This window comes from Lentzea alba (assembly GCF_011067745.1).
In the GTDB taxonomy this organism is placed as follows: Bacteria; Actinomycetota; Actinomycetes; order Mycobacteriales; family Pseudonocardiaceae; genus Lentzea; species Lentzea alba.
In genome coordinates, this window is sequence record NZ_JAAMPJ010000001.1 from 927,825 (window position 1) to 940,860 (window position 13,036).

Below are 13,036 nucleotides of genomic sequence, written 5' to 3' on the forward strand. Positions count from 1 at the left end.
GTTCTGCTTTCCGTGTGAAAGAAATCCGAGTGCCGCTGCGGCAGCCGGGTACGCCAGCTCACCCAATCCGCCCACGGGCTCGTCCGACGCCACAGATCTCGGGTGTGTCGCCGATCCGCGCCCGCGGGTAGTCCCCGCACGATTTTGGCACGACTTTTCCCTGCTTGACGGTGATTCGCGCACCTCGTGTCAACGAGATGGCGTCCATGATCGCGCCTTCGACCTGTTGGCGGACACCCGAGGGGTGCAACGCGGTGCTTCCGCGGCCGCTTCGAGCGTTTTTCTGACTCGCTGGTCAGTCACCGGCTTCAACCGGGAACATTTGCCATCAGCGGCCGTGTGAAAACGGCGTGATCCCGCCAAGCGGACAGGACAATGGACGGCAGGAGTCGTGTCGCATGTCGTCGTCTCTTGTCCACAGCACTTTCACCGTCTCGCCGGATATCGTGGGTTCGTGGACGGCGTTCGGTTCGGGGTGCTTGGGCCGCTGCTCGTCACGCACGGGCAGCGGGACGTGCACGTTCCCGCGGGCCAACCGCGCCAGGTCCTCGTGTTGCTGCTGGCGCACGCCGGACAGACCGTCAGCGTCGACCACCTGATGTCGATCCTGTGGGACGGCGATCCGCCCGCCAGCGCGCGCAAGGCCGTGCAGGTGCACGTGTCGCAGCTCAGAAGGGCGTTGAAGGACCTTCCCGGGGTGTCGCTCGAGTGGTCGCGGCAGGGGTACCGGCTCGACATCCCCGACGGCTCGCTCGACCTGCGGCTCTTCCGCGACGCCGAGGACCCGGACGAGGCGCTGGGGTACTGGCGCGGGCCCGCGCTGGCCGAGCTGACCAGGAACACGCAGCTCGCGAGCCAGTTGGACGAGGAGCGGCTCGCGGCGACGGAGAGACGTGTCGACAAAGCGATCAAGGACGGCCGGCACCACGAGGTGATCAGCGAGCTGACCGCGCTCGTCGACGATCACCCGACCAGGGAACGGCTGCGGGGCGCGCTCATGGTCGCGTTGCACCGCAGCGGACGGCAGGCGGACGCGCTCCGGACGTACGACCGGGGCCGGCGGCACCTGGCCGAGGAGCTCGGGCTCGATCCGGGGCAGGAGCTCAAGGACCTGCACTCGGCGATCCTGCAGGGCGACATCCCGGCCGTCCCGCGCGAGCTGCCCGCGAGGCCTGACCCGTTCGTCGGACGGCGTGCGGAGATCGAGCTGATCACCAATGCCGCGGAGCCGGTGATCGCCGTGCACGGCCCCGGAGGACAGGGCAAGAGCGCGCTCGCCACCGCCGCGGCGCACGCGATGGTCGAGCGCTTCCCGGACGGTCAGCTGTACGTGGACCTGCACGGCGCCACGCCGGGACGGTCGCCGCTCTCCCCCGCCGAGGTGATCAGGCGGTTCCTGCGCGCGCTCGGCACGCCACCGCTGGCGGTGCCCACCGACGCCTCCGAAGCCGCCGCGCTCTACCGGTCGACACTCGCCCGGCGCAAAGTGCTGGTGCTGCTGGACAACGCGGTGGACGCGGCCCAGGTCGGCCCGCTGCTGCCGGGTGAGGCGGGGTCGTCCGTGCTGATCACCAGCCGCCGCATGCTGGCGACGCTGAGCGCGCGGCACGTCCGGCTCGACCCGTTGCCGGAAGCCGACGCGCTGCGGTTGCTGGGCGACTCCGGCCCGGCCGCCGAGCAGGTGGCCAAAGCCTGCGACTACCTGCCGCTCGCGCTCACGATCGCGGCCGCGCGGTTGCGCTCACGGCCGGACTGGACGACGGCGAACCTCGCGAAGCGGCTCGCGGACCAGCGGCACCGGCTGGACGAGCTGCACTTCGACGACCTCGGGGTGCGATCGAGCTTCCAGCTGAGCTTCGAGGGCCTGAACGAGTCCTCGACCAGAGCGTTCACCCTGCTGTGCTGTCTCAACGTGCCGACGGTCGGCGAGCCGGCCGCACGGGCGTTGCTCGGACAGGACGACGTCGATCGGGCGCTGGACCCGTTGGTGGACGCCAAGCTCGTCGAACCGTGCGGGCCGGAGCGGTACCGGGTGCACGACCTGCTCCGGTTGTTCGGCGCAGAGCACGTGAACGAGGAGAGGCACGACGCTCTCACCCGTGCCTTGACCTACTACCGCGAGACTTTGGCCGCCGTGCTGAAGAAGCTGCGACCGCATGCTTACGGCGCTCTGACGAACTCCGCCGGCTTCCAGGAAATCGACGAGCCGTTGCGGTGGTTGACGGACGAGGCCGAGAACCTGCTGGCAGCAGCGCGTTCCACGATGGACGAGCCGTCGTTGGCGGAACATGCGCTGGCGATCGCGCACATGCTGTACCCGCATCTGTTCAAACAGGACAGAGTCGCGGACCTGATCGAGCTCGGCCAGATCGCGGACCGGGCGGCGCGGACGATCGACACCTCCGCGGCGTTGCAGACGGCGCTTCTGGTGCGGTCGGCCGCGAATCGGCGGATCGGTGAGTTCGCCGTCGCCCGCGCACAGCTCGAAGAGGTGCTGGAGGCACGCGCCGACGACCCGTTCGGGCAGGGCCGTGCGCTCGCCGGCATCGGCACGATCCAGCGCGAACTGGGTGAGCTCGACCGGGCCGCGGACACCCTCACGCAGGCGCTCGAGCTCACCGCGGAACACGGACCCGCTGGTGCACAAAGGGTTCCGCTGTCCGCGCTCGCGCAAGTGCACCAGGTCGCCGGACGTTACGAGCAGGCGTTCGACGCCGCAACGGAGAGCCTCGAACACGCCCGTGAGCACGATGACGCGGCCGGAACGGCGTACGCGCTGGCCTCACAGGGCCAGGCGCTGTTCAAACTCGGCCGGTTGGACGAGGCGTTGGACGCGCTGGGCGAGTGCATCGAGCTGTGCCGGTTGACGGGCGAGCACAACGACGAGTGGCAGGCTCTGCTGTGCCGCGCGGAAGTGTTGCTGGCGGCGGGAAAGACCGAGGAGGCCACCAAGGACGCCGAGCGCTGCCTGGAGATCACCAGTGCTCGGGGCGATCGGTACGGCGAGGGTGTCGCACACCTCGTGCTCGCCAAGGCAGGGCGGGAAAAGCACGCGGACCGGGCGGCCGAACTGCTCGGCACACCCGGTCTGCGCAGGGACAACCTCTTGGACAGCCTGGTCAGCTGACCGATCAGTCGCCGTACGGGTTCTGCATGGACACGTGGACGTGGTCGTAGTGTCCAGCCGTCACACCGCTGCCCCCGGTGTAGGTGCGCCAGCCCTCAGAAGCACGGGCGACGCTCCAGATCTTGCCGTCCCAGATCACGTACCGGACGTCGAGCCGGATCGCGTACTGCTTGAGCCAGTTGGCGAGTTTCCAGCCCTGCGCCCTCTGGGTGGCGTTCGGGTACCTGCCGATCGCGTCCGAGATGGTGCAGTCGAGCGCGTTGCCGGTGTTGTGGTTGCTCGTCGACGGCTCACCGGGCCGGTAGTCGCCCACGTAGCACTGGCGCTCACCGGTCAGGTCGGCGATCTGCGTGCGCACGAACGCCGTGCGAGCGGAGGCCTGCGGTGCGCGGACGGCCTGTGAGGGGTTCGTGTTCTCCGGCGGCGTCGGGTAGGGGTCACCCGGCTCCGGGTCCGGGTCGCCGTTGTCGGCGAGGCGGTGTGAGGCGTTCTCGTTCTTCAAGCCCGCTTTGAGGTCGTCCTTCGCACCCGCCGCGAACGCCTGGTTGGTACCGCCGAAACCGCTGTTGAAGTACACGGTCACCGAGCTGCTCGTGCGGTTCCACACCGAGGCCGCGTTGTTCTTGACGCAGACGCCCTGACCGTTGCCCGCACTCTTGAAGTCGTAGCAAGACGGCTGGGAGTCGCCGTAGTCGGAGATCGAAGTGTCGAAGTCGGAAAGCGAACCCTGCTGGTCGCTGTTGTAGTACAGGCAGAACTCGCCGGACTCGCACACGCCGTTGCGTGCCGTCGCCGCGGAAGCCGGAGCCGTACCGAAGAACACGCCGAGCAGAGCACCTGTCAGCGCTGCGAACGCGAATCTCTTCACCACCGTGAACCCTTCTGCTCAAAGGATCTCGGAAATCAGTCGCAGTGCTCGAAAGCGCTGGTGTAGCTGGAGGAACCGACCATGCCGCCCCACTTGACGCACTTGCCGGGCGCCTTCTTCTTCACCGGGCCCGCGTAGTAGCCGTACTCGTCGCGGTCGGTCGTGCGGGCTTCACCCTGCACCTCGAGGAACGCGCCGACGTCGGACGCCGCACCGATCTTCGTGGTCTTGATCGCGACGACGCAGTTGTAGCCGTTGGAGGCGTTGTACAGCAGGGAAACGCGGGCACCGACCACGTTCGCGCCGTCGATGACCTTGTAGCCGTCGCCACAGGCCTCTTCCGGGGTGTACGGGTTGGTGGTGCCACCGCCGCCGCACTTGTTCTTCGACTTGTAGTTCTGGGTGCCGTAGTACAGGATCGTGTCGCCACTCCACTTGATGCGCTGCGGCGAGCCGTTCAGCAGCTGCTCGTAGTGCAGGTGGGCACCGGTCGAGCCGCCGGTGTTGCCGACGTTGCCGATCGTCTGGCCCTGCGAGACGCTCTGGCCGACCGACACCCGCTGCGCGGAGAGGTGGGCGTAGCGCGTGGTCCAGCCGCTGCCGTGGTCGATCTCGATCCAGCGGCCGTAGCTCTGGCTGCCCTCGTTGCGAACCTTGGAGACCTTGCCGGCCGCGGAGGCGACCACCGCGTCACCCTCGTCCGCGCCGCGGTTCAGGTCGACCGCCTGCGCCGGGCTGTGGTTGCTCCTGGTGTTGCCCGACCAGGTCTGTCCACACGGGAACGGCATCTCGAAGTTGGTGGCGGCATTGGCCTGCGGGCCACCGATCACCAGCACCCCCAGCCCGATCGCGAGTCCTGCGACTCCGGAGAGCATTCTCTTGACGTTCATGTTCGTTCCCCTCGATTTACCCGAAGATCCGGCGGACCTTGGAATACGGCGTGCCATGGCTGTTGAGATCACTGATCCGGATGCTCTGCCCGTTGCGCGGTGGCGAGGCTTCCAGGATCTTGTTGTCGCCCAGATAAAGCGCGACGTGCGTGGTGACGTCCGAGTCGTTGTCGGCACGGCCCCAGAAAACGAGGTCGCCCGGCTTGCGGTCGGAGATGGCCACCGCGCGGCCCTTGGTGTTCTGCGCACCCGTCCAGGCACCGATGTCGAGGCCCGCGCCCTTCCAGAAGGCGTACAGCGTCAGGCCGGAGCAGTCGAAGCCGAGCCGGTTGTAGTCGTCACCCTGTGACGGGTCGTTGTCCGGGTAGTGGTGAACGCCGTACGACGCGCCACCCTTGCCACCCGCGCCCCACGAGTAGAGATGTCCCTTGCCCAGCTGGGACTTCGCGGTGTCGATCACGCGCTGGACCTTCTCCGCGTTGGTGCCGGTGGCCGGCCCCGCGGGACCGTTGCTGCGGCCGTGCACGACGTTGCCGGGAGGCTCTTCGCCCGGCTCGATGCCGTCGGTGTCGCAGCGCGGCAAGCCCTGCACATGACCTTCGGTGCCGGTCTTGACGTAGTTGTCGGGCACCCACAGGTTGTCCGTGGTGAGGTCCCAGATCGTGCCGCTCTCGGCCTGCGCCTGGCACTTGACCGGAACCTGTTGTCCCGCCTTGTACTTGTCGACGACCGAACCGGGTGCCGTTGCGGCGTCACCCTTGTTCTTGCGGCCGTTGAGGTCGACCTTGGCGGGGAAGGACTTCGAGGTGGCGCACTTCGGCAGCACCATCGTGTCCGACGTGTTGCTGGTGTAGCCGTCCGGGATCCACAGCCCCTCGGTGGTGAGGTCCCAGATCTTCTTGCCGCCGTACTCGGGACCGGTGTCCTGGCAGACGATGTTGACCTTCTGACCCTTGACGTACATGTCGGCGACGCGCTTCTGGCCGACCGGCACGTTCGGGTCCTTGACGGTGCGGCCGTCGAGGACGGTCGTCGCCGTGAACGCGCGAACCTCGGCCTGGGCGGTGCCGGCGCTCACGAGGGGCGTCAGCACGGCCAGAGCGGCGACCGCCGTCAGCGCGGTCCTGCGGAGGTTCAGCACTGCCGGTCCGTGGCGGTCGAGCCTTCACCGTTGGACCACTCGAGCTGTCCGTATGCCTTGGTGCAGACGGACAGCGTGTTGGCGCCGGAGGACCAGACCTCCACCTGGTGGTTGCCGCCGCACTTGTAGTCCTGCAGCCCGCCGCTGGTGGAGACACCGGAGCACGCCCACCAGGTGCCGCTGTGGGAGCTGCGGAAGCCCTCCCACACGTAGGTGTAGGACCAGTTCTTGTTGCAGCCCTTGAACTGCTTCACCGACGCGATCGTCGTGCTGCCCGACTTGATGTAGGCGGTGCTGCCGATCTTGTCCACCCGACCGCAGTGCGGGTTGGTCTCGGCGTTCGCCGGCGACGCGATCCCGAGCAGTGCTCCGATGACCAGCGCCGCGGTGCCAACGGTGCCGGCAATCCTGACGAACATGCTTCTCCCTCGTGGAATTGCCTTTGACAGCAGGAAAGTCAGTCGGTGATGTAGCCGGTCACAGCGCGCCCCCTCAGCAAGCCCAGTTCGTCCTGCAGCCGGTCGATCTGGGCTGCCGACTTCATGGCGCTGACACTGCTGAGATGCGCTCACAGCAACCTGACAGCTACACCCCGTCAGGTGTCAGCGAGGTGTCAGAACCGCACTACAGCACCCGCGTCAGCGAGCGGTGCGTGATCGGTAAGCGGTGTTGGCGATCGTGAGGCCATGACGTGGTTGCGCAAGCCTTGGGTAGGCCCGTTGGCCTTCGTGGTGGTGGCGTTCGTGGCGTTCTCGCTGCCGCCCTATCTGACCGGTGACCGGCTGCAGGCACGCGTGCAATCGGACTGGGGACCGCACTACCCGTTCCTGGTGATGCACGTCGTCTGCGCGTCGGTCGCGATCTTGACCTGCGTGGTGCAGATCTGGCCGTGGTTCCGTTCGCGCTTCCCCGCCTGGCACCGCCGCGTAGGCCGCGTCTACGTGCTGGCCGGCGTGCTGCCCGCGGGCCTGTCCGGCCTGGTGATCGGCTGGATGACGCCGTTCGGCCCGGTCGCACAGGTGAGCAACGTGCTGCTCGCCCTGTTGTGGCTGACCTTCACCTGGCTGGCGTGGCAGGCGGCCCGGCGGCGCCAGTTCCGCGACCACCGCAAGTGGATGATCCGCAGCTTCGTGCTGACGCTCTCGATCATCACGAACCGGATCTGGGGCGTGGTCGCGTTCCTGTTGCTGGCGGACCGGGTGCCGGAGGCGGAGCTGCCGAACGCGATCTCGGGGATCGCGACGTGGGTGGGGTGGACGATCCCGCTGCTGATCTCGCAGTGGTGGCTGGAACGCAAGCCGCGCCGCCGGGTTGCCGCCGAACAGCCGTCAGCGCCTGAGCCAGCGCTGATGTAGCTCGCGCAGAACGGCAACCGCGTCGTCGGGAAGGAGGTAGCTCGCGGAGAACTCGCCTTCGAGCTCGACCTCCTCCACTTCGACGTCGTCGACTTCGAGACTGCACACGCTCCAGCGGCAGCGCAGGTAGAAGCTCTCGCCGCTGGGCAGCCGACCGTCGAGCGCGACGGGAGCGGCCGTGCCGTCCAGAACCACCTCCCAGCCCTCGTCCCTGAGCTCACCCAGCAGCCGGCGCCAGGTCGCTTCCTTCTCCAACTCCTCGAGCGTCGGCCCCGGTGCGACGACAAGCAGGCGGAACGGCGGTCCGGACAGCGCCGCCACGATCTCGCCGGCGATCGTCGTGGCGCGCACCGCGACCGTCGAGGGTTCGGGGTAGTACGGCCGGAACTCGCCCGACGCTCCGTAGACACCACCGGTCTTGCACACCCGCACATAAGCGCCGGAAGCGTCGAACCCGCTGAAACCCCTGTGGCCGTACGGATCATTCGGTCCCAGCTCGATCGCGAGCCGCTCCGAGATCAGCCGGGCGGCCTCCGGAACGTCCAGATCGACCACAAGTGCGATGTCCTCGCCGTACCGCTCATCCCCCATGCAACCGAACCTAGGTGGGCTGACAAGGTGTTTTGCGACGACTACGGTCGGCACTCATGAGGCTACTGCTCGCTGTGTTGATGATGGTCGTGCTGGCGCCGGTCGCGGCCGCCGCCCCGGCCACCCCGCCGACCGCGAAGTGCGACTTCATCCCGACGCCCGAGAACCCGGCGGCGCGCCCCGTCCAGCCCCCGCCCGCGACCGTGCCGGCCAAGGGCACCGTGAAGGTCACCATCGTGACCAACTACGGCGTGGTCGTCGCGAACCTCGACCGCGCCAACGCACCGTGCGGCGTGGAGAACTTCGCCCACCTGGCGCGCAACTGGTTCTACACGATGACCCAGTGCTGGCGGCTGACCGACACCACGCGCCTGGGCGTGCTGCAGTGCGGTGACATCTACCGGGCCGAGGAGGGCGGGCCCGGCTACCGGTTCGCCGACGAGGTGACCGGCAAGGAGACCTACCCGCGCGGCACCATCGCGTACGGGAACCAGGGGGCGGGGACGAACGGCAGCGAGTTCTTCATCGTGCACTCGTTCGCCAACATCAAGCCCGTGTACACCGTGATGGGTCACGTCACCTACGGCATGGACACGCTGGACCGGATCGTCAAGGTGGGCATGGTGCCGCAGCCGGACGGGTTGCGGGACGGCGCACCGAAGAAGCCGGTCAGGATCCTGCACGTCCTGGCGTCCTGAGCGAGTGGCCCTGCTGACCCGCTCGGTTAGGGTGTCGGCGTGCGAAAGATCCTGGTCATCGGTATCGGCGCGGGCAACCCCGACCACCTGACGGTGCAGGCCGTCAAGGCGTTGCAGACGGTCGACGTGTTCTTCGTGCTGGACAAGGGTTCGGTGAAGCAGGAGCTCGTCGACCTCCGCTCGTCGATCCTGGCCGAGCACGTCACGCGCCCGTACCGCTGGGTCGAGGGCCGCGACCCCGACCGCGACCGCGACCCCACCGACTACAAAGCCACGATCGACGCCTGGCGGCGCGACCGCGCGGACGTCGTCCAGGGCCTGCTGTCCGAACTGGGCGAGAGCGAGGTGGGCGCGTTCCTGGTGTGGGGCGACCCGTCGCTCTACGACTCGACCCTCGCGATCCTCGACGACCTGCTGGCCCGCGGCGAGTCGTTCGAGGTCGAGGTCGTTCCGGGCGTGACGTCGGTGGCGGCGCTGACGGCCGGGCACCGGGTGTCGTTGAACCAGGTCGGCAAGCCGGTGCAGATCACGACCGGCCGCCGCCTCGCCGCCGGCTGGCCGTCCGATGTGGACGACGTGGCCGTGATGCTGGACGCGAAGTACTCGTTCGAGGGCGTGGATCCGGACACGTGGATCTACTGGGGCGCGTATCTCGGGATGCCGGACGAGATCCTGATCTCCGGCCGGGTCGGGGACGTGGCCGCCGAGATCCGCGCGGTGCGCGAAGAAGTCCGTGCGCGCAAGGGGTGGATCATGGACACCTACCTGCTGCGCAGGGCCTCGTCGTAGAGGAACGGAAGGGTGCAGAAGCGGCGGCCTCTCGTGACCCTGGTGACCTCGTGCAGCAGTGAGCACGAGAACACCAGCGCGTCGCCCGTGTTCGCGCGGTAGGTCCGGCGGCCGAACTCGGGGAACCTGAGCTCGCCGCCCTCGAAGTCGTCGTTCAGGTTGATCGTGACGGCGAACCTGCGGTGTGCGGTGGCCTTCGTCGTGTTGTCGCGGTGGGCTTTGAAGTGGCCGCCGGTTTCGGCTTCGTAGCAGGCGATGATCCAGCGTTCGACCCGTGTCGCGCGGAACTGGAACGCCTTCTGGATCTCCGGGATCAGGCGGCGCTCGACCCGATCTTTGAGTGCGGCTCTCAGCGGATCTTGAAGTGTCACGTCCTGGCGGCGCTTGTGCTCGTGGTCGTGGACGGCGATCGTGCGGCCCTGCTCGTCGGTGCGCATGAAGCCGGAGTCCTGGCCGCCGGTGCGGTCGTACTCCGCTATCAGTTCCGCGCAGAAGTCCGGTTCCAGCACGCGCGGAACCGTCAGGACCGGTGCGGCCAGATCGGTGTCCGGCAGGTCCGGGATTCGTTCTCCGCCTGGGACGATCGCTTGGACGCGGAGGTTGGCGTCGAGCACGGCCGAGGCCTCGCCGATGCCGTAGAGCGCTTTGATCTGGCCGTCGTCGACGATGACGGTGACGCCGGGCGGCGGTTCGCGTGGCTCGTCGACGATCCAGACGAGACCCAGCTCTTCGGCTGCCGCTCGCAGATGCTCGTCGAGTTCCTCCACAAAGGACACGACGAGCCGTTGCCCGGCTTCTTCACTGAACCAGTAGCCGCCGTCGCTGGTTTTCACGGCGAACAGCGGCGCCCGGTCTCCCGCGCTCAGCATCAGAGCGTGTCGTTGCCGTCCGGAGCGATCAGGACGTCGTTGCCGTCGGGCGCGATGAGAATGTCGTTGCCCTGCGGTGCGATCAGCACGTCGTTGCCGTCGGTCGCCGCTTCCGCGGCGCCGCCGCTCATGGCCGTGGCCACGATCACCGAACCCGCGATCAGGATCTTGCGCACGTTCCCCACCCCCAGTAGTGGTTCTCCTTTCGAGGCTACTCGGCGATCAGGCGCCGGACTGAACGTTCGACGAGTTCCCTGGTCGCGTTCGGGGTGCTGAAAGCAAGTATCGACATGTGCACGACCAGGTCGAGCAGGTCCGAGGCGTTGAACTCCGCGGAGATCTTGCCCTCCATCTGCGCCTGCGCGACCGCCGCGACCTTGTGGTGGTAGGCCTCGGCCTCCGCCTTCGGGATGTTGTCGAAGCCGTTCTCCAGCCGGTGGTAGGCGGCGAGCCTGAGCAGTTGCGGCGTGTCGGCGTAGGAGTCGAACAGCCGGCCCGCGTAGCCGGGCAGGTCGTCGGCGGTGATCGGAACGGCCTGGATGATGCGGTCGATCTGGATCTTCAACAGCTCGTCGAACAGCCCCTCCTTGCTGCCGAAGTAGGCGTAGATCATCGCCTTGTTGCAGCCGGCCTTGGCCGCGATGCGATCGACGCGCGCGCCGGCGATCCCGTACTCGGCGAACTCGTCGAGGGCCGCTTCGAGCAGCTTGCCCTTGGTCGCTTCCTTGTCCCTCACCACGCTCCACAGTCTAACCAACCGGTTGGTATTAGCAACCAACTAGTTGGTTGACAGCAGCGACCGAACGTGGTTGTCTGGATTTAGCAACCAAACAGTTAGTTAGCCTAGCCAACCGGTTAGTTGGGAGATGGTCATGAAGGTCGCACTGGTCACGGGAGCCTCGTCCGGCATCGGCGAGTCCACGGCGGATGAGCTGCACAAAGCCGGCTACACGGTGTACGCGGCGGCGCGTCGGGTGCAGCGGATGGAAGGCCTGGCCGCGAAGGGCGTCCGGGTGCTGGAGATGGACGTCACCGACGACGACTCGATGGTCGCGGGCGTCAAGCAGATCATCGCCGAGTCCGGGCGGATCGACCTGCTCGTCAACAACGCCGGCTACGGGTCGTACGGCGCGTTCGAGGACGTGCCGCTGAGTGAGGGCAAGTACCAGTTCGAGGTCAACGTGTTCGGGCTCGCCCGGCTCGTGCAGCTGGTCGTGCCGCACATGAGGAACCAGAAGAGCGGGCGGATCGTGAACGTGTCGTCGATCGGCGGCAAGATCTACGAACCGCTCGGCGGCTGGTACCACTCCACGAAGTTCGCGGTCGAGGGCCTGAGCGACTCGTTGCGGCTGGAGCTCAAGCCGTTCGGGATCGACGTCGTGGTGATCCAGCCGGGCGCGATCAAGACCGAGTGGGGCGGGATCGCGGTCGAGAACCTGCTGAAGACCTCGGGCGGCGGTGCCTACGCGAACCAGGTCAAGCAGTTGTCCGGGATGTTCTCCCAGGTCGACCGCGGAAGTGAGCCGAAGGTCATCGCGGACGTCATCGTGAAGGCGGCACAGGCGCGCCGGCCGCGGACGCGGTACGCGGCGGGATTCGGGGCGCGGCCGATTCTGTTCGCGCGCAGGGTGTTGCCGGACCGGGCGTTCGACGCGATGTTCCTCGGCGCCCTGCGGCGTTTTGCCTAGGGTCTGAGCAGGTACCTTCGGTTCAGAACGACTGAGGGGGAGTTCTGTGCACGAGGGGCTGTCGCAGGAAGCCGAGCAGCTGTACCTGGCGATGCTGCGAGGCGCGAGGAGCGAGCCCGGCGCGGCGCACGAAGAGCTCGAACGGCTGGGGCTGATCCGCGACCACGACGTGCGTCCGCCGCGGTCGGCGCTGGCCGCGATCGCGTCGAGCCACGAGGCCGCGGCCGTCCGGGCCAGGGAGACCGCCGAGGTCCTGGCCGCCGCCTATGCCGAGCACGGCGCGAAAGAGGTCGACTTCGTCGAGGTCCTCAAGGACGCGGACGAGGTGATCAGCGCGTTCGAGGAGATGCAGAGCCAGGCCAAGACGGAGATCCGGGCGCTGGATCCCGGTTCGTACCTGAGCCCGCAGCCGGAGGCGAGTCCCGCGCAGCCTCCGGCGCTGGCCCGCGGGGTCGGGTACCGGGTCGTGTATGAGTCGGCGTTGCTGCAGACCGAACTGGGGTTCGCGTCGGTGCAGGAGAGCATCGCGGTGGGCGAGCAGGCGCGGACGTTCCCCGGCGTGCCGCTCAAGCTCGTGATCGCCGACTCGGACCGGGCGTTGATCGCGGTGCCGACGGTCACCGGCGGGAACGTCGTGGCACTGCTCATTCACCCGTCCGTGCTACTGAGCGCGTTGATCGAGTTGTTCGAGGCGTTCTGGCGGATGGCCGTGTCGATCACCCCTGGCAGCCCGCACGACTCCCAGCAGGAACCGACGACGGCCACCCGCCGACTGATGGCCCTGCTCAGCGCCGGTCTCACGGACGAGTCGATCGCACGCGAGCTCGGCGTCAGCGAACGGACCGTGCACCGCCGGGTGAGTCGACTGCAGCAGTTGCTGGGCGCTCAGACCCGGTTCCAGCTCGGGGTCCAGGTGTCACGGCGCGGGTGGCTTTAGTCACCCAAAGTCACGAAGATCAGGAGTGTTCATCACTCTGTGAACATCATTCGTGACAGTTTCCGGACATGGCGACTTTCTGC

The 13,036-nt window shown here is 67.7% G+C and carries 14 protein-coding genes; 6 read left to right on the forward strand and 8 right to left on the reverse strand.

Going from position 1 to position 13,036, the window contains the following annotated elements; genetic code table 11:
- Window positions 1-454: 454 nt before the first annotated feature.
- Complete coding sequence (locus G7043_RS04355; RefSeq protein WP_166044072.1) at window positions 455-3,127, forward strand: AfsR/SARP family transcriptional regulator; 2,673 nt, start codon at window positions 455-457, stop codon at window positions 3,125-3,127.
- 4 nt (window positions 3,128-3,131) lie between these two features.
- Here G7043_RS04355 and G7043_RS04360 read toward each other — a convergent pair whose 3' ends face one another.
- The 4 genes from G7043_RS04360 to G7043_RS04375 are packed head-to-tail and all read right to left on the reverse strand — an operon-like array spanning window position 3,132 to window position 6,445.
- Entirely contained in the window at window positions 3,132-3,995 is an 864-nt protein-coding gene (locus G7043_RS04360) for a peptidase inhibitor family I36 protein (protein ID WP_313887692.1), read from the reverse strand.
- Between the two features lie 35 nt (window positions 3,996-4,030).
- Window positions 4,031-4,885, reverse strand: coding sequence for a M23 family metallopeptidase (locus tag G7043_RS04365; protein ID WP_166044077.1), 855 nt, complete (start codon window positions 4,883-4,885; stop codon window positions 4,031-4,033).
- Window positions 4,886-4,901: 16 nt separating this feature from the next.
- Window positions 4,902-6,026, reverse strand: a complete 1,125-nt coding sequence (locus G7043_RS04370; RefSeq protein ID WP_166044079.1) for a C40 family peptidase — start codon at window positions 6,024-6,026, stop codon at window positions 4,902-4,904.
- Entirely contained in the window at window positions 6,020-6,445 is a 426-nt protein-coding gene (locus G7043_RS04375) for a hypothetical protein (protein WP_166044081.1), read from the reverse strand. The genes G7043_RS04370 and G7043_RS04375 overlap by 7 nt, the downstream gene beginning before the upstream one ends.
- Before the next feature lie 267 nt (window positions 6,446-6,712).
- Between G7043_RS04375 and G7043_RS04380 the strand changes: the two genes are divergently transcribed.
- The gene (locus G7043_RS04380) at window positions 6,713-7,381 is read left to right on the forward strand and encodes a DUF2306 domain-containing protein (protein ID WP_166044083.1); all 669 of its coding nucleotides are present in this window, start codon (window positions 6,713-6,715) and stop codon (window positions 7,379-7,381) included.
- Here G7043_RS04380 and G7043_RS04385 read toward each other — a convergent pair.
- The gene (locus G7043_RS04385; RefSeq protein WP_166044085.1) at window positions 7,355-7,972 is read right to left on the reverse strand and encodes a hypothetical protein; all 618 of its coding nucleotides are present in this window, start codon (window positions 7,970-7,972) and stop codon (window positions 7,355-7,357) included. The genes G7043_RS04380 and G7043_RS04385 overlap by 27 nt on opposite strands.
- Before the next feature lie 56 nt (window positions 7,973-8,028).
- Between G7043_RS04385 and G7043_RS04390 the strand changes: the two genes are divergently transcribed.
- A complete protein-coding gene (locus tag G7043_RS04390; RefSeq protein ID WP_166044087.1) occupies window positions 8,029-8,670 on the forward strand; it encodes a peptidylprolyl isomerase in 642 nt (213 codons plus the stop codon).
- 39 nt (window positions 8,671-8,709) lie between these two features.
- Window positions 8,710-9,459, forward strand: coding sequence for a precorrin-6A synthase (deacetylating) (cobF, locus tag G7043_RS04395; protein ID WP_166044089.1), 750 nt, complete (start codon window positions 8,710-8,712; stop codon window positions 9,457-9,459).
- On the opposite strand, the gene G7043_RS04400 is transcribed toward cobF, so the two are convergent.
- From G7043_RS04400 to G7043_RS04410, 3 genes are read right to left on the reverse strand one after another with little or no spacing between them, the layout of a single operon-like run.
- Window positions 9,432-10,328 carry a 2OG-Fe(II) oxygenase gene (locus tag G7043_RS04400; RefSeq protein ID WP_166044091.1) on the reverse strand — a complete coding sequence of 299 codons (897 nt, stop codon included), beginning with the start codon at window positions 10,326-10,328 and terminating at the stop codon, window positions 9,432-9,434. The genes cobF and G7043_RS04400 overlap by 28 nt on opposite strands.
- Entirely contained in the window at window positions 10,328-10,504 is a 177-nt protein-coding gene (locus G7043_RS04405) for a hypothetical protein (RefSeq protein ID WP_207310553.1), read from the reverse strand. The genes G7043_RS04400 and G7043_RS04405 overlap by 1 nt, the downstream gene beginning before the upstream one ends.
- A 35-nt stretch (window positions 10,505-10,539) precedes the next feature.
- On the reverse strand, window positions 10,540-11,067 hold the full coding sequence (locus G7043_RS04410) for a TetR family transcriptional regulator (protein WP_166044093.1): 528 nt from the start codon (window positions 11,065-11,067) through the stop codon (window positions 10,540-10,542).
- Between the two features lie 133 nt (window positions 11,068-11,200).
- On the opposite strand from G7043_RS04410, the gene G7043_RS04415 reads away from it, so the two are divergent.
- Together G7043_RS04415 and G7043_RS04420 are read left to right on the forward strand one after the other, a co-directional pair.
- On the forward strand, window positions 11,201-12,016 hold the full coding sequence (locus G7043_RS04415; protein WP_166044095.1) for an oxidoreductase: 816 nt from the start codon (window positions 11,201-11,203) through the stop codon (window positions 12,014-12,016).
- Between the two features lie 46 nt (window positions 12,017-12,062).
- Window positions 12,063-12,953 carry a helix-turn-helix domain-containing protein gene (locus tag G7043_RS04420; RefSeq protein ID WP_313887693.1) on the forward strand — a complete coding sequence of 297 codons (891 nt, stop codon included), beginning with the start codon at window positions 12,063-12,065 and terminating at the stop codon, window positions 12,951-12,953.
- The last annotated feature ends 83 nt before the right edge of the window (window positions 12,954-13,036 follow it).

Excerpts from the sequence above, each read along its gene's own strand:
- G7043_RS04365 (WP_166044077.1), bottom strand. The coding sequence starts at position 4,885 with ATGAACGTCAAGAGAATGCTCTCCGGAGTCGCAGGACTCGCGATCGGG.
- G7043_RS04380 (WP_166044083.1), top strand. The coding sequence starts at position 6,713 with ATGACGTGGTTGCGCAAGCCTTGGGTAGGCCCGTTGGCCTTCGTGGTG.
- G7043_RS04415 (WP_166044095.1), top strand. The coding sequence starts at position 11,201 with ATGAAGGTCGCACTGGTCACGGGAGCCTCGTCCGGCATCGGCGAGTCC.
- G7043_RS04375 (WP_166044081.1), bottom strand. The coding sequence starts at position 6,445 with ATGTTCGTCAGGATTGCCGGCACCGTTGGCACCGCGGCGCTGGTCATC.
- G7043_RS04390 (WP_166044087.1), top strand. The coding sequence starts at position 8,029 with ATGAGGCTACTGCTCGCTGTGTTGATGATGGTCGTGCTGGCGCCGGTC.
- G7043_RS04400 (WP_166044091.1), bottom strand. The coding sequence starts at position 10,328 with ATGCTGAGCGCGGGAGACCGGGCGCCGCTGTTCGCCGTGAAAACCAGC.
- G7043_RS04385 (WP_166044085.1), bottom strand. The coding sequence starts at position 7,972 with ATGGGGGATGAGCGGTACGGCGAGGACATCGCACTTGTGGTCGATCTG.